The following is a 22,898-nucleotide window of genomic DNA, read 5'->3' on the forward strand; positions in this document are numbered from 1 at the left end:
GTGGTGATCAGCACAAGTGGCGGGTTGTGGCGTTACAAAATAGGCGATACCATTGAGTTCACCTCCACCGACCCCTACCTGTTTAAGTTGACCGGACGCACCCGACAGTTTATCAATGCCTTTGGGGAAGAGCTGATTGTGGACAATGCCGACCGGGCCATCGACGAAGCTTGTCGCCGTACCCAGGCTAAAATCAACGAATATACCGTTGCGCCGGTTTATTTTGGAGATAAAAACAACGGTGCCCATGAATGGTTCGTCGAATTCGAAATTCCACCGAAAGACATAACCGTATTTACGACGGTGCTCGACGAGAGTCTCAAAAAGCTGAACTCCGACTACGAAGCAAAACGTTCCTACAATCTCTCCTTGGGGCTCCCCATTGTAAGGGTACTGGAAAAGGGGGTGTTCTATGACTGGATGAAATACAGGGAGAGAGCAGGTGGTCAGAATAAGGTGCCAAAGTTGTCGAATGATCGTAGATATGTAGAAAGTATATTGCAATATATGGGCTCAAAATCCTAAAATTGAATAAAAAGAGAAAACTCTGGCCGTAAAATGAGAAAGATTCTGTAAATTTGCACGCTTAAACCGAGTTGTAACGAAATGAGAATAAAACCTGTCTGTTTTTTGCTGCTCGCTTTGGTGCTGGTTTCCTGTAATGAGTACAACAAAATATTGAAAAGTACCGACAGAGACTTGAAATACACCTATGCGAAAAAATATTTTGAAGAGGGAAAATACAATCGGTCCATAACACTCCTCGAAGAACTGGTGACCTTCATGAAGGGGACAGCCCAAGCGGAGGAATCTTTGTATTTGCTGGCTCAGAGCCATTACAATTCAAGAGATTATTACTCTGCCACGGAGGTGTTCACCACTTATTATAATACGTATCCAAAGGGGGAATATGCCGAGCCGGCATTGTTTTATTCTGCTTACGGCATGTATCTGGACTCGCCCGATGCCCGTCTGGATCAGTCCAAAACCTACCGTGCTATTGCAGAGTTTCAAAAATATATTGAACGTTACCCGCAGACCGAGAGAGGCGAACAAGCCAAAAATTACCTGTTTGAATTGCAGGAAAAGCTGGCTTATAAAGAGCTTCTGGCCGCTCAACTCTATCTCGACCTTGGAAATTATATGGGAAACAATTACGAGTCGGCTGTAATAACGGCTCGTGAAGCAATAAAAAGCTATCCCTATTCGAAGTATCTGGAAGATTACCAGATCACCATTCTCAGGGCTCGTTATGAGTATGCTCAGCGAAGTACGCTGCTTACCCAGCCGGAACGTTATCGCATGGTGCTTGACGAATATTTCAATTACACCAACACTTTCCCGGAGGGGAAGTATAGCGCCGAAGCAAAAGGGTATTACAAGGAAGCGCAGGGAAAAATAGATGTGCTGCCCACAAATTGAATAACTGAAAATAATTGATATAGTACAATGGATTATAGAAAAATTGCTGCCAGCTCCAACACGGAAACACAGGATGTGATGAAATTAGCCGAACCTGTTGGAAATGTATACGAAATGGTGCGGATTATCAGCAAACGTGCCAACCAGATGTCCCTGGAAATGAAACAGGATCTTGATGCCAAGCTGCAGGAGTTTGCCTCCTACAGCGACAATCTTGAAGAGGTATTTGAAAACCACGAACAGATTGAGATCTCCCGTTTCTTCGAGAAGCTTCCCAAGCCCTCCCTCCTGGCCATCGAAGAATGGAAAGAAGAGGAGATATATTATCGCAATCCTTCCAGGGAAAAAGAACTCTTCTGAGATCATGTTGCAACGGATTCAGACGCTTTTTTTGCTGTTGGCGGCCGCAGCGATGCTTTTGGCATCGGTAACGCCATTGGCATTTTTTGTATATAATGGCGACAAGGTGGTTTTTGAAGCGATGGGCATCTATCTGAACGACGTTCTCAATGATTCTACCTGGGGGTTGTTCGCGGTGAGCATGTCGAGTTCGATCTTGTCTCTGATCACGGTCTTCCTCTATAAACAGAGGATGCTGCAGATTCGCCTGTCGATTTTCAACGTTGTGCTGATAGTCGGTTTTTACCTTTATTTTGGCTTTGTCTTTTACAAACTGTTTCCAGTGGAGACCCTGGTGTTTCAGAAGGTGGGTGTGGGCATTATTATGCCTGTGATCGCCCTCATACTTACAGTTCTTGCCATACGTAAAATAGGTGCCGACGAGGCTTTGATAAGATCTCTACATCGATTGAGAAAGTAAAAATAGTAGAAAATAAATAACAAAAGCGGTGTTTTTCGTAAAGGAACACCGCTTTTGCTTTTTTTGTTCTCAGAAAGTCCACTCTTTAGATGTGTTGGCCTTTTTCGTTTCGACGGGTACGTCGGCTTTTATCTTGATAGGAGCTGTTGTCTGGTTCTGAATGTTTGACCCTTTGTAGTATTGCATCACGTTTGGCATGATCTGTTCAATTTTTGCAATGCGCTTGCTGTCTGAGGGGTGTGTGCTGAGAAATTCGGGTACCTGCGCACCTGCCCCGCTCTGAGCCATCCTGGTCCAGAAAGAGACGGCCACCTGTGGGTTATATCCCGCAATAGCCATGATGATTAGTCCAATCTCATCCGCTTCATACTCTTGCTTGCGTGCATAAGGCATCATTACACCATACTGTGCGCCAAGACCAAAAACGGTTTGCCCCAACTGCTGTGCAACCTGAGAGTTGCCCAACAGCCCACCTGCAACGGCTCCTCCGTACTGAAGTGCTACTTGCTGGCTGAGTCTTTCTCCGGAGTGCTGGGCAATCACATGAGCAATTTCGTGGCCTACAACCACCGCCAAAGCTTCTTCAGTCTGGGTGACCGGCAGCAATCCTGTGTAGATGACAACCTTGCCTCCCGGCATGGCGAAAGCATTGACACTGTTGTCTTTCACCAGATTGAATTCCCATGAAAAGTTTTCCAATTCCGATGCGTATCCGTTGTTGGTGTAAAAGGTTTTCACCGCATTGGCGATGCGAGAGCCGACGCGACCAACCATCTGGGCATTCGCTGTACCCTTTTCCACGGGAGCCGTACGAATGAAATCCTGATACTGTTGCAAACTCAATGCGATGACCTCCTGATTCGACACAAGTTGCAATTGCTTTCTTCCCGTAAACGGAACACTTCCGCACGACGCGAGCAGGAGTGTCGTTAAAAGCAGCATAAACGGAGTTTTAGCCGCTTGAGTTGAATTTACTTTCTTCATAGACTTTTTTTATTTATGATCAATGTTCTTGTTATTTTTATCCAGCGTTTTCTGCTAATAATGTTTCCCGGGGATCTTCCAGAAACCATCTTGTCTTTTAAACAGTTTACTGCAAAAGTAGTTTAATTCCTGCATTTTTTTTTCTTTTTACACGGCTACTTCTTCAAACGGGTAACATTTGTGGTTTTCTTCCCCGGAGGGTAGATTTGCCGAGCCGGTAGGATGTACCGGAAAAAACTTTTTGTATTAACCCTCAAATTTCCTATCTTTGAACGAATTTTTATTAAACAGAAACATCCTATAGCAAGAAGTATACGACTTCGGTTTCCAAAGCCGTCGACGTAGCATTTGTATAGTAAATAGAAGTATGTCTTCAGATCAAATTAACGACGACGAAATAACGGAAGAGAGAAGATTGGGTGAGGAGGAGGAAACTGATTTGTCTTACAAGCCGGGGACCAATCCAAAGATACCCGTAAAACTGGGCGGCGACAGTACGCTCAATCTTTCCAAGATGTACCAAAACTGGTTTTTGGACTATGCTTCCTATGTAATTCTGGAACGTGCCGTGCCGCACATCTCCGACGGTTTGAAACCCGTTCAGCGTCGCATCCTGCACGCTATGAAGCGAATGGATGACGGCCGTTACAACAAAGTCGCGAACATCATTGGAAACACCATGCAGTACCATCCGCATGGTGACGCTTCTATTGGCGATGCACTGGTGCAACTAGGGCAAAAAGATTTGCTGGTTGACACGCAAGGTAACTGGGGAAATATTCTTACCGGTGATGGAGCTGCAGCGCCACGGTACATTGAGGCCCGTCTGACAAAGTTTGCTATCGAAGTGCTGTTTAACCCTAAAACCACCGAATGGAAGCCCTCGTACGACGGCAGAAACAAGGAGCCGGTGACCCTTCCTGCCAAGTTCCCGCTGCTTCTGGCACAGGGAGCGGAAGGCATCGCCGTGGGCTTGTCTTCCAAGATACTGCCACACAACTTTAACGAGCTGTGTGATGCTGCCATAGCTTACCTCGAAGGGAAATCGTTCAAGTTGTATCCCGATTTTCAAACGGGCGGCTACATTGATGTGGAAAAATACAACGACGGTGAACGTGGCGGTTCGGTGAAAGTGCGCTCAACCATCTCGAAGCTGGATAATAAAACTCTTGTAATCAAAGATATTCCCTTCGGAAGGACGACCGCAAGCGTGGTAGATTCTATCCTGAAAGCAAACGACAAGGGAAAAATTAAGATCAGAAAAGTAGACGATATCACTGCGCAAAACGTGGAGATACAAGTGCAGCTTGCCCCGGGGGTATCATCCGACAAAACCATTGATGCCCTTTATGCTTTCACCGACTGTGAGATCAGCATCTCTCCCAACTGTTGCGTCATTGATGACAATAAGCCGCACTTTCTAACTGTGAGCGATGTGATGCGGGTATCCGTAGATACTACAAAAGAGAGCCTGCGCCTTGAACTGGAGATAGAACGGAGCGAAAAGCAGGAAGCGCTCCTGTTTGCTTCCCTCGAAAAAATCTTTATCGAAGAACGGATTTACAAGGACAGAGAGTTTGAAAATGCGGGCAACATGGATATTGCCCTTGCTCACATTGATAAAAGGCTGGAACCGTTCAAATCCGGCTTTATCAGGGAGATCACACGGGAGGACCTCGTCAGATTAATGGAGATTAAAATGGCGCGTATTCTCAAGTTTAATTCCGACAAGGCTAACGAGATCATTGCAAAACTCTATGAGGAGATTGAAGAGATCAATCACCATCTCAACAATCTGGTGGATTATACCATCTCCTGGTATTTGATGTTGAAAGAGCGGTATGGAAAGAATTATCCCAGAAGAACGGAAATACGCAGTTTTGAAAATATCGAAGCAGTCAAGGTGGCCGAAGCCAACGAAAAGCTTTATGTGAACCGGGAAGAAGGATTCATCGGTACTGGCATGAAGAAGGATGAGTTTGTGTGCAATTGTTCCGATATCGACGAAGTCATCGTCTTTTTTAAGGACGGTAAATATAAGGTGGTGAAGGTCAGCGAGAAGATGTTTGTTGGCAAGGGAATACTCTACGCGAATGTGTTTAAGAAGAACGACAAACGTACCATCTACAACGTAGTGTATCGCGATGGCAAGACGGGGCCCCATTATATCAAACGTTTCTCTGTAACCGGTGTTACGCGTGACAAAGAATACGACCTGACCAAAGAAAAAACGGGATCACGTATTGCATATTTCAGTGCGAACCCCAACGGCGAAGCCGAAACCATCAAAGTAATTCTGAAGCCTAAACCTCGCTTGCGGATTCTGCAGTTTGAAAAAGATTTTAGTGAAATAGCAATTAAGGGGCGTGGCGCAATGGGCAACATCCTGACCAAAGCTGATGTGCACCGCATTCAGTTGAAGCACAAGGGGCTGTCCACGCTGGGTGGGCGCAAGGTGTGGTTCGACCCTGATGTACTGCGTCTCAACTACGAGGGGGGAGGAAAATATCTCGGCGAGTTTCAGGGCGATGATATGATTCTGGTCGCTACCCGAAGCGGCGATTATCGTATTTGCAATTTCGACCTGACCAACCATTTTCCATCCGATATTCTTCGTATTGAAAAGTTCGACGAAGGAAAAGTATGGTCTGCTGCACTGTTCGATGCCGATCAGGGATATGCTTACCTGAAACGATTCACATTCGAAGCCACGGAGAAGGCGTTGAATTTTCTTGGCGAAAATTCTGCTTCTCAATTGTTTTTACTCACAGACGTGGTCTATCCTCGAGTAAAAGTAGTCTTTGGCGGAAATGATGATTTCCGCGAACCGCTGGAGATCGACGTGGAGGAGTTTATCACCGTAAAGAGCTACAAGGCCAAAGGAAAACGGATATCGAACTACGAAGTGAAAACAGTGGAAGAACTTGAACCTCTGCGATTCCCAGAACCAGATCCGGAGCCACAGGAGACAATGAAAGTGGAAATAGACGAAGAAAATGGGGAGAGCACACTGTCCGATGCCGATTTGCGGGACGAAATAATAGGCCAGATGAAATTATTCGATTAACAAATAAAACAATCGCATGAGACGAACAGTGGCTTTGATAATTGTATGGATCAGTTTTTTTTGCGGTTTGTTTTCACAGGAGCATCTTCTGTTAAGGCAGGAGAACACGGTGAATCATTCCACCTTGTTCGGCATCGGCAAAGCCTATTTATCCGACAGTTATCTTTCGCCGCTCACATATAGCGGCATGAGCATGACGCTGATGCACGACCGACTGAAACGGTCTCCTTATTTTGCTGGTGAGCTGTTGTTGCAGCAGCAATTTCAAATACAGGTAGGCATCACCGAGAATCCTACCGCTTCGGCATCGGAATATTACGGTGACATAAGGTATTACCTGACCAGCTTTTATCCCCTCATACAAACATCCCGTTTTAAATTATTGGGGGGCCCCGGATGGGAAGCTTCCCTGGGGGGAATTTACAATGTGCGGAACTCCAACAATCCGGGATCACTGAAAGTATCCACCAACCTCAACCTCTCTGCAATGGCACTCTGTAGTTTTCGTTGGGGCACCCTGCGCTGGCAACTGTCTACTCCTTTTGTTGGTCTGTTTTTTTCTCCGGAGTACGGACATTCGTACTACGAAATCTTTACTCTGGGGAATAACAAGGGTACTGTGCACCTTGGCTCCTTCCACAACCAGCTGGCGCTGCGAAACTATTTCACAGTAGATGTTCCCCTGAATAGAATTACATTGCGTGCAGGCTATCTCGGAGATTATTACCAGACAGATGTAAACGAACTCTCCACGAAGATTGTGAATCATCAGTTTTTGTTGGGACTGGCCTTTGAATCGCTGAATTTCGGAGGCCGGAAAGTAAGGCATAATGAGATGCTGAAGAGCAGCTATTATTAAATTGAATCATAGTTTAAAAACGAATTTTCGTTCCACACTCTTTCGTAAAATATTCACGAAACATGAAATATAATTTTGATGAGGTTGTCGATCGGTCCCATACCGACAGTGTGAAACTGGACAGACTCAAACAGCTGTACGGCGAAGACGGTCTGATACCCTTATGGGTGGCCGATACTGATTTCAGGTCACCCCCACCCATCATAGAGGCACTGCAAAAACGGGTGGAGCACGGCATTTTCGGTTACACAATCCCCCCCGAAAACTATATAAACTCCATCATCCGGTGGCTGCAAAAACGTCACGGCTGGGAGGTACAAAAAGAACAGGTAAACTTTGTGCCGGGTGTGGTGAAAGGCATTGCATTTGCCATCGACGTCTTCACTGAAAAGGGAGATAACATTGTTATTCAACCACCTGTTTATCACCCGTTTCGTTTGGTGCCGGAGGCTTTGAACCGGAATGTGATCAATAATCCACTGATTCTGGAAGATGGCCGGTACCGGATGGATTTTGACAGCTTACGGAACATCGTCTCTCAACATGCATGCAAGATGTTCATTTTGTGTAATCCTCACAATCCCGGAGGAAGGGTGTGGAACAGCCATGAGCTTCGAGAACTGGCTGAAATCTGTTACGACAACGGGATGGTGGTAATCTCGGACGAAATTCACGCAGACATGACTTTATCCGGCTTCAGGCACACACCTTTTGCCACCGTATCACAAAAAGCGGAAGAGATAAGCCTGACGCTGATGGCTCCCAGCAAGTCATTCAATATTGCCGGGATAGTCAGCTCCTTTGCGGTAATTCCCGATAAAAAGATCAGGGAAAAATATCTTGGCTACCTGGAACCGCGTGAACTGTCGCAGGGAACTATTTTTGCCTATACTGCCACGGCCGCAGCTTACGAAGAAGGGGAAGAATGGCTTGATCAAATGAACGATTATGTGCAGGGCAATGTTGACTTTGTACAGAATTACCTGAAGGAAAATATTCCTCAGATCAAAGCCATCTTGCCGGAAGCTTCTTTTTTGGTATGGCTCGATTGCAGGGCTTTGTGCCTTTCTCAACCCGAGCTGGTCAGTCTCTTTGTGAAGAAGGCGCAACTGGCCCTGAACGATGGCACGATCTTTGGCGAAGGAGGTGAGGGCTTTATGCGGCTCAATGTGGGCACGTCACGACGGGTACTGGAGAAAGCTCTTAATAATCTAAAAAATGCCGTGAACGGGTAAACATCGGTCATGGAAGATTGTTTCAATGGATAAGATCAATCATATATATATAAAACACAATAGACAATGAAAATTTCCGACAACAAATATGTCACGCTTACCTATGATTTAAATGTGGGCGAAGGCGAAGAACGCGAATTGATGGAACAGGCGACTGCCGAGAGACCACTGGCTTTTATCTTTGGTACCAACTCCATGCTCGAAGCATTTGAAAAACAGATCGACGGTCTTTCGGAAGGGGATGCGTTCTCTTTTCAGCTTACGCCGGAAGAGGCCTATGGAGATTATGACGAAAACAAAATCATAGAGCTCCCCAAAAATATTTTTGAGGTCGACGGAAAGATTGACGAGGAGATGCTCTTCGAGGGCAACACGTTGCCCATGATGGATTCATCCGGAAATCGATTGATGGGCTCGGTGGTCTCTATTGGAGAAGAACAGGTGACCATGGATTTCAACCATCCGCTGGCAGGTGAGACCATGCATTTCGAGGGCACGGTAATGGGTGTTCGCGACGCCTCGGCCGAAGAAATTGCCGCTTTGTTTAGTGGAGGTGGCTGCGGTTGTGGCTCTGGCGGTTGTGGCTCCTCATGTGGCGGAGATAGCGAGGATGATGGATCCTGTGGCTGCGGATCAGGATGTAGCTGTTAAATAAAAAAGTTGTTTTATTCGCCGGAATACCCGGAACGGGAACGTACATATGAATACATTTGGGACGATATACAGATTGACCTCATTCGGTGAATCGCACGGCGCTGCTGTCGGTGGCGTGATTGACGGCTGCCCCCCTGGATTGGTGCTGGATATGGATTTTATTCAGGCGGAGCTGGATAGAAGACGCCCGGGACAATCTCGCATTACCACTCCCCGGAAAGAATCCGATAAGGTAGAGATACTCTCAGGGGTATTTGAGGGAAAAACTACCGGTACACCCATCGGATTTATGGTGAGAAATGAAAATCAACAATCCTCAGATTACGATAACCTGAAGGAGGTATTTCGTCCGTCGCATGCCGATTTTACCTATCAGCAGAAATATGGAATACGCGATCACCGCGGCGGGGGCCGTTCATCCGCGCGGGAAACCATCGCCCGCATCGTAGCCGGTGCGGTGGCCAAGCTTTGGCTTCGTCAGTTTCAGATTGGCATTACAGCATACACCTCTCAGGTAGGAGAAATTGCGTTGGAGAACGACTACAGGAAGTACGACCTCTCGCGCACGGAAGACAACATGGTGCGCTGTCCTGACCCTGAAGTGGCGGAACGGATGATCAAACTTATTAATGAGGTCCGCTATCAGGGAGATACCATCGGCGGCATCATCACTTGCGTCATCAAAGGTACACCCGTAGGCCTGGGTGAGCCCGTCTTCGGGAAATTACACGCCTCCCTGGGTTCGGCCATGTTAAGCATTAACGCTGTCAAAGGCTTTGAGTACGGGATGGGATTCAATGTCACCGGCCGCGGCTCGGAGGTGAATGACTCTTTTTATAACGATCACGGTATTGTTAGCACCCGTACCAATAATTCCGGCGGTATTCAGGCCGGTATTTCCAACGGTCAGGATATTTATTTCCGGGTGGCATTTAAACCAGTCTCCACCATCCTTACCGAACAACGCTCGGTTGATATTCATGGCAAGGATATTCCCCTGAAAGCCCGAGGCAGACATGACCCTTGTGTGTTACCGCGTGCCGTGCCCATTGTGGAGGCCATGGCTGCCATGACCATAATGGATTACTATTTGCTGGCAAAAACGAAACAGACGTAACTTCGGTCTGGAAACTCTGTTTTTACAACTTCTTCGCAGTGACAATAAAATAAATCCAGACTCAGGGTGCTTTGTGATTTCCTTTTAAACCATTTTTCTTTCCATCTATCAAAGCAATAAGAAAAATTAAACTGAAAGAAAGAATATGAAAAAGCTAATTACTGCAATTTTGTTGATGCTGTTTTCCATTGTGATGTTTGCACAATCTGATTACCAGCAGTTTTCAAGAATTATCGGGAGTTACGCCGATCGTTATGCCGATGATGAGGTGATTGTGTTGTATGAAAATCACTATGGTGTTCCCCGCAACACACTAGTTCAGCTTTTCGGCGGTTTTGACTTCAACTGGGGCAATGTTGCGCTGGGACTGGAAATAAGCAACTTTCTCGATGTTCCCGTGAGAGATTTGATCGGAATTTACCAGGATAATCTAAGTGGAAACGGATGGGGAGTGATAGCTCAGCGGTATGGCATCAAGCCGGGATCTGCTGAATTTCACCGCATGAAAGCAATGATGAGCAACAAAAGCCGTTATTGGAGAGACATCTATGTCGATTACGGACGCAGCAGGAACCCAGCCATTGCACGCCGTGACCGTGTGTTTCTAAACGATAAATTGATTTTTCTTAATCCTCTATCTTACAGGGAGATGAAGAGAATTAACAAAGAGATTGAAAAGCGCAATAAAGAAATTGCCAAACGAGAAAAGAAGTGGATGAAACAATGGGGGAGCGAAAACAAAAAAATAGACAAACAAAACAAGAAAATACGCAAAGAGCAGGAGAAAAGAGTAAAAATGAACAATAGGTGATAGCCCGTGCAAAATCAAAATAAGTCAATCCCCGTTATAATATGTATGTTTTTGGCTGCCGGACTGATCTCTGCGCAGCCAAAAGCGTATTTTACCTTCGAAGACAGGCAAATTTTCAATCAATATCTCTCCTACATCGAACCTTTTAAAAATCACTCCGGAGATGTCCTGCTGGAAAAAACGGCGACTTTTTTTCTTGGAAAGCCCTATGTAGCCAATACACTTGAGATAAAGGATGGGGAAACGTTGGTGGTGAATCTACGGGAATTCGATTGTACCACATTCGTGGAAACGGTGATCGCACTTGTCCGCTCAGTGCAGATGGAAAATACCTCCTTCGAAACCTATCTAGCCGAACTGCAAAAGATTCGTTACCGTGACGGTGTGACCGACGGATATGCTTCGCGGCTTCATTACACATCTGACTGGGTGTACGAGAATGAACGAAACGAAAGGGTTCATAATATATCTGTGGGGTTGGGAGGAGTCATGGAAGAGAAAACGATCAATTATATGTCTGCTCACAGAGCTGCCTACAAACACCTGAAGACTGATGATGTTATGTTGCAGGAGATAGTGGCAGTGGAGATGGAAATCAACCGGAGAGGAGGCTTTGCCTATCTTCCCAAAATAAAAATTGCACATGCTGCACCATTGATTCCTCACATGTCATTGATCTGTTTTACCACCAATATTGAAGGATTGGATATTTCGCACGTAGGGTTTGCTTATAAAAAAGAGGATAAACTGACCTTTATCCATGCTTCCAGTGCCTGGAACAAGGTGATTGTGGACGAACATACACTCAGCGACTATTGCGGGGGACAGAAGTCGTGCACCGGTATTTTGGTTGCCGAAATCATGTAAACAGACTGTTCCCTGTATTGTTTTGATGAACTGGCTGTCCTATTCGAGAAAATCATTATCTTTGTCGGAATTTTTTTTCTTTTCCCGATCTTTTAGGAACCACAGGTCGGCCTTTTTAAAAGCGGTATTGACGAAGATTATCAAAACTGTGGCAGCAGCCAGCTCCCAGTAAAATCCAAATGCGGCCAGACAGCCCAATGCTGCACTGCTCCAGATGGTGGCTGCCGTAGTCAGCCCCTGCACGTTTGCTCCCCTGTGCAGAATCACTCCTGCACCCAGAAACCCGATCCCGGTGACAATCTGTCCCAAAACGCGTGTGGGGTCTCCCGTTCCGGTGTTTTCAACCACCCTGAGCGAGATAAGTGCAAATATGCAGGCACTGAGCGAAACCAGCGTGTGGGTGCGTAAACCGGCACTTTTGTTATTCGACTCACGTTCCAGTCCCAAAGCTCCTCCAGCCGCTGTGGCGGCCAGTATGCGTATGGTAAAATCGATCAATTCCATTGATATGATATTATAAACCCTGCTGAACTATTCTCTCAACATCCAGAACAAAGTTATTCATCTTTTGTTTATCTTCTTCGTTCATTGAAGGTCTGTCCTCCTCCTGGGACGGAATGAGCCTGAAATCGACCTTCCCGTGACGTCGCAGCTTTTGAACCCAGACAAGTGAATAATCGCACGATTCGATGACAACCGGCGAATCAGCCTCTTTTCTGCTGATTACAATTTCCGCAAGCATTCCCCCGTCAGTATGCCTGCGTTGCTGGTTGGAAACAAAGTTTCCCAATGAGTAGTAGACCACATTGTGAATACCGTCTTCACCTTTTTCCACCACAACAGGCTGTACCACATGCGGGTGGTGCCCGATGATGATGCGCACGCCATTGCGCAACAAAAAATCACCCAGGCTTTTCTGCCTGATCGAAGGAGTCGTGAGGTATTCCTCTCCCCAATGCATTTGGGCAATAATGATGTCCGGCTTGTATAGTTGTGTGTGGCGGAGATCTTGTTTAATGAGATTCGTGTCGGCCATATTCACCCTGTTGGGCTCCTTTACAACCAGTCCGTTTGTATCGTATGTGTAGTTTAAAAATGCAATGCGAATCCCTTTTTTGATGATTATCAGCGGATAATGTAAGGCACGTGCTGCTTCCGTTTTGAAAGTGCCTGTGTGTTTGATGCCAATGGAATCCAACAGGTCAATCGTTCGCTCCAGCCCTTTACTACCCCGGTCAAAAGCATGGTTATTGGCCATAAAGAAAATATCAAAACCGGCATCTTTCAGGCCAAAGGCAAAAGCATCGGGCGAGCTGAAGAGCGGATAGCCGGTATAGGGAACCTCTCCGAGAGTTGTTTCAAAGTTTAGGCCTGCCAGAGTGGCTGCCGAAATGCGGTCTTTCACCCAATAAAAGCAGGAGTCGTACGAATAGCTGCCGTCATCGTTTCTTGCACCCTGCACCTGCGGAAGGTGCTGCATTGCATCACCGGCAAAAAGCAGGGAAACACGACTCTCCTGTGATGTAGTTTGCAGAAGCAGACAAAAGGTAAAAAATATCGTTGTAAATGCTTTCATTCTTAAAACCTTAATTCCGGAGAGTGAACCATTCATCCCAATCTCCAAAATTCAGCCCCAAGACCCAAAGCCCTCTGAACGACCGATTAATACCTCCTTTTATGAGTATTGATTTTTAAGTTTTTCCTTTATCTCTTTTGCAGGAGGAATATTTGCCGGCTTGGGTTGAAGAAGGATACGGTACAAATCGGGATTACTCAGTACTTCTAAAGCTTTATCGAACACTTTATCGTCGGAAAGTTGATGAATGAGTACTCCCTTTTTGTAATAACGGCGCTGTACAATTTCCGACTCAATCATCTTTCTGATATCTTCATTGAATAATTCCAGATCACGATCCAGATCAGGATGCAGCTTCTCTTCCAAAGCTTTAAACTCTGCAGATGCAACATCCATATACCCTTCAAACTCCATCATATTTTTCAGTTGCTCCAGCGAGCGTTCGCTCAGTTGATCGTACTTGAAGTCCTTCGTTTTCACAAATTCCCGGAATGCATCATAATCGGCATCCGATAAGTGAAATTTTTCCGGGGAGTCTATTTTCCGGTCCGACTGCATCCACTCGGTTACAAAATCAAAGATGATGTTTTCCGCCATCAGGTAATAGGTAATGGTACCACCGTTCTTCTGCGGGACGGTGATGTCGGGCGTGATGCCCCCTCCGTCTCGTACTTCTCTGCCGTTTCTTGTTTTAAATACACTGGTGAGTGAGTCGGGTACACGGGCTACGCTTCCGTCGGGATTGCGGTGTGAATAATCAAGTGCCTGAATACACCGTCCGCTGGGGATGTAATACTTGGAGGTGGTAATTTTGATGTTTCCACCATAGGGCAGGTCGCGAGGTGTTTGTACCAGTCCCTTGCCAAAAGAACGATTACCCACGATGACGGCACGGTCAAGGTCCTGCAGGCCTCCTGCCACAATCTCTGAAGCGGAAGCGGAGCCAGTGTCAATTAACACGACAATGGGGATGATTTCATCCAATGGCTGATTCTGGGTGTGGTAGGATCTGTCCCATTGTTTTACTTTTCCTTTGGTGTACACAATTTCCTCGCCTTTGGGTACAAACAGGTTCACTACGTTCACTGCCTCATCGAGAATGCCCCCGCCATTGCCGCGAAGATCGATGATCAGTGAAGTAGCTCCTTTCTGCTTGAGTTCAGAGACGGTCTCTTTCACCCTCTCTGCACTGTTGGCCGTGAAGCTCCCGTAATGAAAGTAGCCGGTTTCCTTGCTCACCATTCCTGCATAGGTAATTGGATCCATTTCTATCTTTTCGCGTTCAATGGTGAGTGTTTGTTGTTTCTTTTCTCCGGGTCGTTGTATCGTCAGCTTCAGCTTGGTACCCGGCGTGCCTTTTAATTTGTCGCTTACCTGTTTCACGGAGGCTTTACGCATGTCTTCGCCATCGATATCCAGGATTGCATCACCGGCCTTTAACCCTGCTTTATCGGCCGGCAACCCTTCGTAGGGTTCGTTGATGATTACACGTCCGTTGTTGTAAGAAATGATGGCGCCAATACCGGCATATTCGCCCGTGGTGATAAATTGCAGATCGCCCATATTCTCTTCTGCATAGTATTCGGTATAAGGATCGAGCCGGGTGAGCATGTTGTTGATGGTTCCCTGCACAAGGTTATTTACTTCGATGCTATCTACATAAAACAGATCCAGTTCCCGAAGAACAGAATTAAATATATCGATGTTTTTATTGATGTCGTAATAACGCTGATTTTTATTCTCGGCAGATGTTTGTGCCACAAGCTGCATTACAGCAAATGCTGCCAGCATTAAAAGAATACTTTTCCTCATATTTTTCTCCGGATACCTATGTTTTATCATTAAAAGCGGTTAATATCGCTTCCGTACCTTTTTCAGACAAAGAAACAAATTTTTTGTGAAATTGAATCGATCTTTTAGTTATATGTTTATAAATCCCTGCTATCTTTGCAATCACCCACCATAAATCATTCGCTTATGAAGATTGTGCTCCGCTATACATTCCTTCCATTGCTTACAGGGTTCGTCATTTTCATTGCCACATGTATCATATCGCCTTCTCAGTTGCCCGGTATGCCCGAGGGGATTCCGTGGGATAAACTGGTGCACTTTGGAATGTTTTTTATCCTTTCCCTGGTTTCGTTGATCGACTATTATCGGCTGCATAAAGGAACCCCTTCTGCTTTTCGCTGGATATTCTGGGGCTTTTTTGTTCCCGTACTTTATGGTGGTTGTATCGAACTGCTACAGAAATATTTCTTCGCAACACGTAGTGCAGAGTGGGGTGACTGGATTGCCGACATCTCCGGTTCGTTGATTGCTACCGTAACAATAATTATTCTCTTTAGAAAACGGCGATATTCAAGAAATAATATATCTTTGTGAGGCCAATCTATAAAAAAAACGTAAAAAACAGTCACGATAATCGATATCTGCTGAGTCATTGCGCTTTCCTTTATATTAGCAGCATAGATGATTTTTCTACAACCGGGTCATGATGCGGGTATTTTGCAATTTTGATTTTTTTCACAACTCGTTATAAACACTTTTAAATCCTGAAAATATGAAATACGAAGATTTAAAGATTCTCGATGAATTACGGGAAAAAGGAAGTATTTCCGAAGAGGAGTACCAGCGTGAAAAAGCGAAAATCCTGAACGATGAAGGTAGCTCATACAGCGGCTCCGCGAGGAAGCCCCTGTTTGGAATGGCTGAAAACACCTATCTTATGCTGATGCATCTCAGCCAGTTTGCAGGCATCGTCATTCCTCTGGCAGGCTTTGTTGTACCCATTCTTATGTGGATCGCCAACAAAGAAACCAACGAAAAGGTAGACCTGCATGGCAAAAACATTCTTAATTTCATGATCAGCTTTGCAATTTATGCAGCTGTATTGGCGATTACTGTGATCGGCATTCCTTTGGCAGTTGTGATTGGTATTGTCTATGTTGTTTTTGTAATTTTGGCTTCGGTGAAAGCAAACAACGGTGAATACTGGAAATATCCGTTTACGATTCAATTCATTAAATGATGGTTCAGGAGCAGTTAGTTAATTATGCAAACGTACAGTTGAACCGCGATGAAAACATTATTTTGCGTAATGTGAACCTCACGGTCAACCGGGGCGATTTTCTCTACATCATCGGTAAGGTAGGCTCGGGAAAGAGCACCCTCATGAAGAGCATGTATGCGGAACTCCCCATCGCGGAGGGGAGCGCCCGTGTGTTCGATTATGAGCTCGCTTCCATCAAGCGCAAACTCGTCCCTTACCTGCGCAGAAAAATAGGCATTGTATTTCAGGATTTTCAGCTATTGATTGACCGAACAGTAGAGAAAAATCTGGAATTTGTACTCAGGGCCACCGGATGGAAGAACAAAAGAGAGATCAAGGACCGCATCAACGAGGTACTCGTACAGGTGGGTATGCAGCATAAAACATACAAAATGCCACACGAGTTGTCTGGAGGTGAGCAGCAGCGTGTAGTCATTGCCCGCGCGTTGCTCAACTCCCCGTCGCTTATTCTGGCCGATGAGCCCACTGGTAATCTTGACCCGGAGACCGGAAGCCAGATCGTCTCCCTGCTGCAGGATATTGCGGGGAGAGGTACGGCAGTCATCATGTCTACACACAATTATTCCATTGTGCAGGCTTTTCCTGGAAAGATCATGCGTTGCGAAAACATGGGGTTACAGGCAGTGTGAGCGGATCACACGCCGCATGGAGACTTCAATTGTCTTACAAGAGGAGGTCCGGAGGCAATGTGGAGGGACAGCCTGTTGCTGAAAACTAAACCGCAGGCAGTCGAAAACTGCTTCCCGATTTCCGTTTTCTGATTCTTCTTTGTACCTTTGCAGCTTTGAAAAAATTATCGCAATAACACTTCACGATCGTGGCTGATACAAAGTATATTTTTGTTACAGGCGGTGTTGTTTCTTCTTTAGGCAAAGGAATCATCGCTTCTTCACTTGGCAAATTGCTGCAGGCAAGGGGATATAAGGTAACTATCCAAAAGTTTGATCCCTATATCAATGTCGATCCGGGTACTCTCAACCCTTACGAACACGGTGAGTGTTACGTGACGGTGGACGGGCACGAAGCCGACCTGGATTTGGGACATTATGAACGTTTTTTGAACATCCAAACCACCAAAAATAACAATATCACCACCGGACGTGTTTATCAGAATGTTATTCAGAAGGAACGTCGAGGAGATTATCTGGGAAAAACGGTTCAGGTGATACCGCACATCACCGATGAGATCAAACGGAATGTAAAATCACTTGGTGTGAAGAACAAATTCGATTTCGTAATTACCGAAATTGGAGGAACCGTTGGAGATATTGAATCTACCCCATTTCTGGAGGCTGTTCGACAGCTTCGATGGGAGTTGGGGAAGAACTGCTTTTGTTTGCATCTTACTTATGTTCCCTATATTGCTGCTGCAGGAGAAGTAAAGACCAAACCGACACAGCATTCCGTGAAGGAGTTGCAGTCTCTTGGTATACAGCCGGATATGCTTGTTTTGCGGACCGATCGCAAGCTTAACAAGGAGATTCTCGACAAGGTTGCCCTTTTTTGCAATGTGGAACAAGGAGCAGTGATGCAATCCATTGACGTGTCCACCATTTACGAAGTACCTGTTATGATGCAGAAGCAGGGTATGGATGAGGTGGTGCTACGTAAGATGAACATGCCGCTGGGGGAGGGAGCCGATCTGGAAAGATGGAATGCATTCCTGCAGAAGCGAAAAGATGCAAAGAAAGAGGTACGCATAAAGCTTGTCGGTAAGTATGCGGAACTACCCGATGCGTATAAATCGATCAACGAGTCCCTTTCTCAGGCAGCCATATACAACGACCGTAAACTGGTTTTGGATGTATGCCACTCTGAGAAGATTACAGAAGAAAACGTGGCAGAAATACTGGGAAATGCCGACGGTATTGTGGTGGCACCGGGATTTGGACAACGCGGGATAGAAGGAAAGTTTATCTCACTGAAATTTGCACGTGAAAACGATGTTCCCACGTTTGGCATTTGCCTTGGAATGCAGTGTATGGTCATCGAATATGCCCGTTCGGTAATGGGCCTGAACGATGCAAACTCCACAGAGATGGATCCCAAAGCAGCATACAATGTCATCGATCTGATGGAAGAACAAAAGCACATCACCAACATGGGAGCCACCATGCGGCTGGGAGCGTACGGCTGTACACTGAAAAAAGGATCTCTGGCATACAAAGCGTATGGTAAGGCTAAAATTCAGGAGCGTCACCGCCACCGTTATGAATTCAATAACAGGTACAAAGAGCAGTTCGAAGCTGCCGGCATGAAATGTACCGGGATCAATCCGGATTCAGACCTGGTGGAGGTGGTGGAAGTACCAACGCTTCGTTGGTACCTGGGCACGCAGTTTCATCCGGAATATAACAGCACGGTAATTTCACCCAACCCGCTGTTTATGAGTTTTATGGAGGCTGCGGCCCACACGAGGGAAGAGAGAAAAAATAAATAAATGCGTTAATCACTGGCAGCAGAGGCTGCAACAAATAAGAAATGGATAAAAATACAATTACAGGATTGCTTCTGATCACCGCTATAATCATTGGCTTTACCATATACAACCGTCCCAGCAGGGAGCAGATCGAATTGGAACAACGACGGCGCGATTCCATCGCGCAGGTAGAAGCATCCCGTGCAACCAAAGAGCTGTCTTCCCAGGCACCTTCCGAAAATAGTAGCAAGGCGTTGCTGGATCAAGGAAGCAACGTTGCCGATTTTTTCAGTGCAGGACAGTCGGCGCAATCAGTTATGCCCGACAGTGTAACAGCTGCCGCAGCTATGTTACCCGATTCAGCAGCTGCTGCATTTTCAAAATCTGCGCCGGTAGAGAAAGTGGTGTTGGAAAATGAAAAAGTGCGCATCGTATTAAATACGTTGGGCGGAAGTATCCAATCCGTACAGATGAAAGATTATCTCCGGTACACCGAAGACAGTCTCTATCTGTTTGAAGAAAATGAGTCACGATTTAACATGGAGCTATTTAGTCGTAATAGCGTCCGTTTATCGACAGAGCAGGAATATTTTACCCCTATCCGTAGCGCCGACGGAAAATCAGTTGTCATGCGTCTGCAACATTCGCCGCAACAGTATATCGATTTTGTATATACGCTGCCTGCCGATGAGTACATGATGGACTTCGACGTGCGTGTGGTGGGAATGAGAAATGGCCTTCATCCGGAAAGCCTGACCAATTTCAGGATGAACTGGGAACAAAAAGTACGTCAGCAGGAAAAGGGACGTCAGTTTGAAGAACGCTTCTCGCGGATACATTACAAATATGATCGTCAGGATGTACAGAAAATGAGCGAATCGAGGAACGACCGGAAAGAGCTTTCTGAGCCGTTGAAATGGTTTGCCTTTAAAGATCAATACTTCTCTGCCATCGTCATCGGGGAGCGGCCTTTCAGCAATACCATCCTTACCTCTGAAGTATTAAAGGACGAAAATTACACGAAAGATTACAAAGCCGAAGTATGGGTGCCGGGTGAAGTGAGTGCTGACAGCGATCTTATTTCTGCCGGATTCAAGTACTATTTCGGACCTGTTCATTACAACACGTTGAAAGCGTATGACAAAGAGGTCGTGGACAGCTCCGGGAAACTCAAGCTTGAGGAGGTGGTTTATCTGGGATACCGGTGGTTAAGTTGGGTGAATAAATGGTTTGTGATACCTGTATTCAATTTTTTCCAGTCGCAAGGATGGAGTATGGGGTTGATCATTCTCATTCTTACGCTGATGGTGAAGCTTATCATTTCTCCACTTACCTATAAGTCGTTTCTCTCATCGGCCAAGATGCGTGTATTGCGTCCCCAGATTCATGAAATTGAAAAAAAATATCCGGGCAAGGAGCAGGATGCAATGATGAAACGTCAGCAAGCTACCATGGAGCTATACAACAAAGTGGGAGTAAGCCCCATGAGTGGGTGCCTTCCCATGCTTATTCAAATGCCGGTATTGTTGGCTCTCTTTTTCTTTTTCCCGTCGGCGATTGAACTTCGACAACAAAGTTTCCTCTGGGCGGATGACTTGTCAACCTATGATTCGCTTATCTCCTGGAGTGGTAATATTCCGCTTATCACTCGTTTCCTCGGGAATCACATCAGCATTTTTTGTCTGCTGATGACTGTGGTCAACGTGATCTATACAAAATATAACATGTCCTCTGTCGATACCGGACAACAGACGCTGCCGGGCATGAAGCATATGCCGATATTCATGTCGGTGTTTATGTTTTTCTTTTTGAATAGTTACCCTTCTGGGTTGAACTACTACTATTTTCTTTCTACTTTGTTTACCATTGTGCATACGTTTCTGATGAAACAGTTTATCAACGAAGATAAGATTCTGGCACAGCTGGAGGAAAACAAGAAAAGGCCAAAAAAGAAATCAGGATTCATGGCCCGTCTGGAAGAAGCACAGAAACTGCAGGAAAAACAAGCTCGTGAACAGGCAAAAGCAAACGCAAAACGCAACTACCGTAAATAATTAAGTTGGATAAAGCCAATCAGAAAAAACCCGGGAGGATCGGTTTAGATTTCCCGGTTTTTTTGTATCCTTTTCTTGTGTGATTTTTTGGAGACTATTTTGCGTACAAATAACGCGATTCCTTTTCCGTGAATACGGATATGAGCATTCTATGTAGATAAAAGCCCCATATCGCCGAAAAAAAGAAGGAGAAAATGGAAAAGGTGAACATATTTTTTCGATATTTGTTTTACAAACGATAGATGATTTCTTTATTGGTTAAATACATTGATATGAGCAAAGAAAATAAAGTACTCGAGTATGATGAGGATGATTCTCTACGATTTATTCAGGATCACTTACCGGACGATATGCAAGGAGAGTTTTCTGACGATGAAATCAATTACATTGTTGATTTGATCTACGAGTTCTACGAAGATAAAGGATTTCTGGACGAAAATGACGACGCAGAGATTGAAATTGACGAAGACGAACTACTGGAATACATTTATAAAAATGCCCGTAGAGATGCTATCAGAGATTATACCGACGAACAAATAGAAGCCATCGTTTCCGGAGAACTTGCATACTGCGATACCCTCAACCTGTTCGATTGAGGAGAATGCAAAGCTTGCCGGCCAATTAATAAGATCATTCATTCAAAAACATAACTAACTATGAAACAATTTTCAAAATTACTAACCATTACGTTGTTGGGAGGATCGTTGATACTTTCGGGCTGTGGAGCCAGCCGTACAGTTAAGGGGGGAGGAATTGGCGCCGGTGCTGGAGCAGCTGTGGGTGCCGGAGTAGGTGCCATTGCTGGCGGTGGAAAAGGAGCAGCTATCGGAGCCGGTATAGGTGCCATTCTGGGTGGTACTGCCGGAGCAATCATTGGAAACAAAATGGATAAACAGGCTGCTGAGCTGGAACAGATTGAAGGTGCACAGGTGGAAAAAGTAAACGAGGGCCAGGCCATCAAAGTTACTTTTGAATCCGGCATTCTCTTTGCAACCAACTCAAGCACGCTGAACACTGCTTCCCGCACATCTCTCGACAAATTTGCCACATCTCTGTTGAATAACCCCGATACCGATGTAAGTATTTACGGACATACCGACAGCACCGGCAGTGACGCCATTAACAACCCATTGTCGCAACGTCGTGCCGAATCGGTGTATAACTATCTGTTGACAAAAGGTGTTTCCGGAAGCCGCATGACCTCCGACGGGTTTGGTTCCACGCAGCCGGTGGCCGACAATAGCACTGCTGCCGGAAGAGCACAAAACCGCCGTGTTGAGGTATTCATCCTGCCCAATGCAAAGATGATTCAGGATGCTAAGGAGCAGGCTCGATAAACGACAATCTTTTTATTACAGAATCGCGCTGCTTAGGGTAGCGCGATTTTTTTTAAATTTATCGGAAAATGGCAGAAAATTTGTATGTTTTGAAAGAGGGGGCAAAAGCTGAGAAATACAGTTCATTGATTCCGCAATTGAACGCGTTGACGGATGATGAACCCGATCAGATTGCCAACATGGCCAACCTGACAGCTGCCCTGAAAGACACTTTTGGCTTTTTTTGGGTCGGATTTTACAGAGTGGTGGATGACAAGCTGGTTCTGGGCCCTTTTCAGGGGCCTGTGGCCTGTACGCGCATCTCTTATGGCAAAGGTGTCTGCGGTACATCGTGGAAAGAGAAAAAGACCCTGATTGTTCCGGATGTAAATCAATTTCCTGGACATATAGCCTGCAGTTCCCTGTCAAAATCCGAGATTGTGGTTCCTGTGCTGAAGAATGGGATAGTAAAGGCAGTTCTGGATGTGGACAGCGACATGTTGAACAGTTTTGACGAAACCGATGCCCTTTATCTGGAAAAGATTGTTTCTTTGTTGAATTTTTAGTTTGATATTTTGAAATCAAAAAACAAAGTACTATCTTTGTAGCCGCAAATCGAGATGT

General features: G+C 45.6%; 22 protein-coding genes and 1 pseudogene. 19 read left to right on the top strand and 4 right to left on the bottom strand.

Annotated features, from left to right (window positions below; all coding sequences use genetic code 11):
* The 4 genes and pseudogenes from B3Z75_RS04075 to B3Z75_RS04090 all read left to right on the top strand — a co-directional run.
* Nucleotides 1–525: pseudogene (locus B3Z75_RS04075) on the top strand (GH3 family domain-containing protein); the annotation flags it as partial.
* An 81-nt stretch (nt 526–606) separates the two neighbouring features.
* The gene (locus tag B3Z75_RS04080; protein WP_294068038.1) at nt 607–1,422 is read left to right on the top strand and encodes an outer membrane protein assembly factor BamD; all 816 of its coding nucleotides are present in this window, start codon (nt 607–609) and stop codon (nt 1,420–1,422) included.
* A gap of 27 nt (nt 1,423–1,449) precedes the next feature.
* Nucleotides 1,450–1,782: a DNA-directed RNA polymerase subunit omega gene (locus tag B3Z75_RS04085; RefSeq protein WP_294068040.1), complete on the top strand. Its 333-nt coding sequence runs from the start codon at nt 1,450–1,452 to the stop codon at nt 1,780–1,782.
* A gap of 4 nt (nt 1,783–1,786) precedes the next feature.
* A complete protein-coding gene (locus tag B3Z75_RS04090; protein WP_294068042.1) occupies nt 1,787–2,242 on the top strand; it encodes a DUF4293 domain-containing protein in 456 nt (151 codons plus the stop codon).
* A gap of 69 nt (nt 2,243–2,311) precedes the next feature.
* Here the strand turns inward: B3Z75_RS04090 and B3Z75_RS04095 are convergent, their stop codons facing one another.
* Complete coding sequence (locus tag B3Z75_RS04095) at nt 2,312–3,226, bottom strand: M48 family metallopeptidase (RefSeq protein ID WP_294068044.1); 915 nt, start codon at nt 3,224–3,226, stop codon at nt 2,312–2,314.
* Between the two features lie 367 nt (nt 3,227–3,593).
* Here B3Z75_RS04095 and B3Z75_RS04100 point away from each other — a divergent pair, with 367 nt between their 5' ends.
* From B3Z75_RS04100 to B3Z75_RS04130, 7 genes are all read left to right on the top strand, one after another.
* Complete coding sequence (locus B3Z75_RS04100) at nt 3,594–6,293, top strand: DNA gyrase/topoisomerase IV subunit A (RefSeq protein ID WP_294068046.1); 2,700 nt, start codon at nt 3,594–3,596, stop codon at nt 6,291–6,293.
* A 16-nt stretch (nt 6,294–6,309) separates the two neighbouring features.
* Nucleotides 6,310–7,152 (top strand): DUF3316 domain-containing protein, encoded by an 843-nt coding sequence (locus tag B3Z75_RS04105; protein ID WP_294068048.1) that lies wholly within the window; start codon nt 6,310–6,312, stop codon nt 7,150–7,152.
* A gap of 62 nt (nt 7,153–7,214) precedes the next feature.
* Complete coding sequence (locus B3Z75_RS04110; protein ID WP_294068050.1) at nt 7,215–8,387, top strand: MalY/PatB family protein; 1,173 nt, start codon at nt 7,215–7,217, stop codon at nt 8,385–8,387.
* Nucleotides 8,388–8,453: 66 nt separating this feature from the next.
* Entirely contained in the window at nt 8,454–9,038 is a 585-nt protein-coding gene (locus B3Z75_RS04115) for an FKBP-type peptidyl-prolyl cis-trans isomerase (protein WP_294068052.1), read from the top strand.
* 49 nt (nt 9,039–9,087) lie between these two features.
* Nucleotides 9,088–10,158, top strand: coding sequence for a chorismate synthase (gene aroC / locus B3Z75_RS04120; protein ID WP_294068054.1), 1,071 nt, complete (start codon nt 9,088–9,090; stop codon nt 10,156–10,158).
* A gap of 145 nt (nt 10,159–10,303) precedes the next feature.
* The gene (locus B3Z75_RS04125) at nt 10,304–10,969 is read left to right on the top strand and encodes a hypothetical protein (protein WP_294068056.1); all 666 of its coding nucleotides are present in this window, start codon (nt 10,304–10,306) and stop codon (nt 10,967–10,969) included.
* Between the two features lie 51 nt (nt 10,970–11,020).
* Nucleotides 11,021–11,836, top strand: coding sequence for an N-acetylmuramoyl-L-alanine amidase-like domain-containing protein (locus B3Z75_RS04130; RefSeq protein WP_294068058.1), 816 nt, complete (start codon nt 11,021–11,023; stop codon nt 11,834–11,836).
* A gap of 39 nt (nt 11,837–11,875) precedes the next feature.
* Here the strand turns inward: B3Z75_RS04130 and B3Z75_RS04135 are convergent, their stop codons facing one another.
* The 3 genes from B3Z75_RS04135 to B3Z75_RS04145 all read right to left on the bottom strand — a co-directional run bounded on the left by B3Z75_RS04135 (nt 11,876) and on the right by B3Z75_RS04145 (nt 15,224).
* Nucleotides 11,876–12,340, bottom strand: coding sequence for an MgtC/SapB family protein (locus B3Z75_RS04135; protein ID WP_294068060.1), 465 nt, complete (start codon nt 12,338–12,340; stop codon nt 11,876–11,878).
* A 10-nt stretch (nt 12,341–12,350) separates the two neighbouring features.
* Nucleotides 12,351–13,412 (bottom strand): CapA family protein, encoded by a 1,062-nt coding sequence (locus B3Z75_RS04140; RefSeq protein ID WP_294068062.1) that lies wholly within the window; start codon nt 13,410–13,412, stop codon nt 12,351–12,353.
* Between the two features lie 99 nt (nt 13,413–13,511).
* Nucleotides 13,512–15,224 carry a S41 family peptidase gene (locus B3Z75_RS04145; RefSeq protein WP_294068064.1) on the bottom strand — a complete coding sequence of 571 codons (1,713 nt, stop codon included), beginning with the start codon at nt 15,222–15,224 and terminating at the stop codon, nt 13,512–13,514.
* Between the two features lie 165 nt (nt 15,225–15,389).
* Here B3Z75_RS04145 and B3Z75_RS04150 point away from each other — a divergent pair, with 165 nt between their 5' ends.
* The 8 genes from B3Z75_RS04150 (at nt 15,390) to B3Z75_RS04185 (ending at nt 22,840) form a co-directional block, all read left to right on the top strand.
* Nucleotides 15,390–15,797, top strand: coding sequence for a VanZ family protein (locus tag B3Z75_RS04150; protein ID WP_294068066.1), 408 nt, complete (start codon nt 15,390–15,392; stop codon nt 15,795–15,797).
* Nucleotides 15,798–15,975: 178 nt separating this feature from the next.
* On the top strand, nt 15,976–16,443 hold the full coding sequence (locus tag B3Z75_RS04155; RefSeq protein WP_294068068.1) for a DUF4870 domain-containing protein: 468 nt from the start codon (nt 15,976–15,978) through the stop codon (nt 16,441–16,443).
* The gene (locus B3Z75_RS04160) at nt 16,443–17,114 is read left to right on the top strand and encodes a cell division ATP-binding protein FtsE (RefSeq protein ID WP_294068209.1); all 672 of its coding nucleotides are present in this window, start codon (nt 16,443–16,445) and stop codon (nt 17,112–17,114) included. Before B3Z75_RS04155 ends, B3Z75_RS04160 begins: the two co-directional genes overlap by 1 nt.
* 188 nt (nt 17,115–17,302) lie before the next feature.
* Complete coding sequence (locus tag B3Z75_RS04165) at nt 17,303–18,925, top strand: CTP synthase (protein ID WP_294068070.1); 1,623 nt, start codon at nt 17,303–17,305, stop codon at nt 18,923–18,925.
* Between the two features lie 41 nt (nt 18,926–18,966).
* Complete coding sequence (yidC, locus tag B3Z75_RS04170) at nt 18,967–20,958, top strand: membrane protein insertase YidC (protein WP_294068072.1); 1,992 nt, start codon at nt 18,967–18,969, stop codon at nt 20,956–20,958.
* Between the two features lie 272 nt (nt 20,959–21,230).
* Nucleotides 21,231–21,554 (top strand): hypothetical protein, encoded by a 324-nt coding sequence (locus tag B3Z75_RS04175; RefSeq protein WP_294068074.1) that lies wholly within the window; start codon nt 21,231–21,233, stop codon nt 21,552–21,554.
* 60 nt (nt 21,555–21,614) lie between these two features.
* On the top strand, nt 21,615–22,295 hold the full coding sequence (locus B3Z75_RS04180; protein WP_294068076.1) for an OmpA family protein: 681 nt from the start codon (nt 21,615–21,617) through the stop codon (nt 22,293–22,295).
* A 68-nt stretch (nt 22,296–22,363) separates the two neighbouring features.
* Complete coding sequence (locus B3Z75_RS04185) at nt 22,364–22,840, top strand: GAF domain-containing protein (protein ID WP_294068078.1); 477 nt, start codon at nt 22,364–22,366, stop codon at nt 22,838–22,840.
* Nucleotides 22,841–22,898: the final 58 nt, after the last annotated feature.

Origin of the sequence: Proteiniphilum sp. UBA1028, assembly GCF_002316955.1 — a bacterium.
Classification (GTDB): Bacteria; Bacteroidota; Bacteroidia; order Bacteroidales; family Dysgonomonadaceae; genus Proteiniphilum.

Excerpts from the sequence above, each read along its gene's own strand:
- B3Z75_RS04080 (WP_294068038.1), top strand. The coding sequence starts at position 607 with ATGAGAATAAAACCTGTCTGTTTTTTGCTGCTCGCTTTGGTGCTGGTT.
- B3Z75_RS04085 (WP_294068040.1), top strand. The coding sequence starts at position 1,450 with ATGGATTATAGAAAAATTGCTGCCAGCTCCAACACGGAAACACAGGAT.
- B3Z75_RS04090 (WP_294068042.1), top strand. The coding sequence starts at position 1,787 with ATGTTGCAACGGATTCAGACGCTTTTTTTGCTGTTGGCGGCCGCAGCG.
- B3Z75_RS04095 (WP_294068044.1), bottom strand. The coding sequence starts at position 3,226 with ATGAAGAAAGTAAATTCAACTCAAGCGGCTAAAACTCCGTTTATGCTG.
- B3Z75_RS04100 (WP_294068046.1), top strand. The coding sequence starts at position 3,594 with ATGTCTTCAGATCAAATTAACGACGACGAAATAACGGAAGAGAGAAGA.
- B3Z75_RS04105 (WP_294068048.1), top strand. The coding sequence starts at position 6,310 with ATGAGACGAACAGTGGCTTTGATAATTGTATGGATCAGTTTTTTTTGC.
- B3Z75_RS04110 (WP_294068050.1), top strand. The coding sequence starts at position 7,215 with ATGAAATATAATTTTGATGAGGTTGTCGATCGGTCCCATACCGACAGT.
- B3Z75_RS04115 (WP_294068052.1), top strand. The coding sequence starts at position 8,454 with ATGAAAATTTCCGACAACAAATATGTCACGCTTACCTATGATTTAAAT.
- aroC (WP_294068054.1), top strand. The coding sequence starts at position 9,088 with ATGAATACATTTGGGACGATATACAGATTGACCTCATTCGGTGAATCG.
- B3Z75_RS04125 (WP_294068056.1), top strand. The coding sequence starts at position 10,304 with ATGAAAAAGCTAATTACTGCAATTTTGTTGATGCTGTTTTCCATTGTG.
- B3Z75_RS04135 (WP_294068060.1), bottom strand. The coding sequence starts at position 12,340 with ATGGAATTGATCGATTTTACCATACGCATACTGGCCGCCACAGCGGCT.
- B3Z75_RS04140 (WP_294068062.1), bottom strand. The coding sequence starts at position 13,412 with ATGAAAGCATTTACAACGATATTTTTTACCTTTTGTCTGCTTCTGCAA.
- B3Z75_RS04145 (WP_294068064.1), bottom strand. The coding sequence starts at position 15,224 with ATGAGGAAAAGTATTCTTTTAATGCTGGCAGCATTTGCTGTAATGCAG.
- B3Z75_RS04150 (WP_294068066.1), top strand. The coding sequence starts at position 15,390 with ATGAAGATTGTGCTCCGCTATACATTCCTTCCATTGCTTACAGGGTTC.
- B3Z75_RS04155 (WP_294068068.1), top strand. The coding sequence starts at position 15,976 with ATGAAATACGAAGATTTAAAGATTCTCGATGAATTACGGGAAAAAGGA.
- B3Z75_RS04160 (WP_294068209.1), top strand. The coding sequence starts at position 16,443 with ATGGTTCAGGAGCAGTTAGTTAATTATGCAAACGTACAGTTGAACCGC.
- yidC (WP_294068072.1), top strand. The coding sequence starts at position 18,967 with ATGGATAAAAATACAATTACAGGATTGCTTCTGATCACCGCTATAATC.
- B3Z75_RS04175 (WP_294068074.1), top strand. The coding sequence starts at position 21,231 with ATGAGCAAAGAAAATAAAGTACTCGAGTATGATGAGGATGATTCTCTA.
- B3Z75_RS04180 (WP_294068076.1), top strand. The coding sequence starts at position 21,615 with ATGAAACAATTTTCAAAATTACTAACCATTACGTTGTTGGGAGGATCG.
- B3Z75_RS04185 (WP_294068078.1), top strand. The coding sequence starts at position 22,364 with ATGGCAGAAAATTTGTATGTTTTGAAAGAGGGGGCAAAAGCTGAGAAA.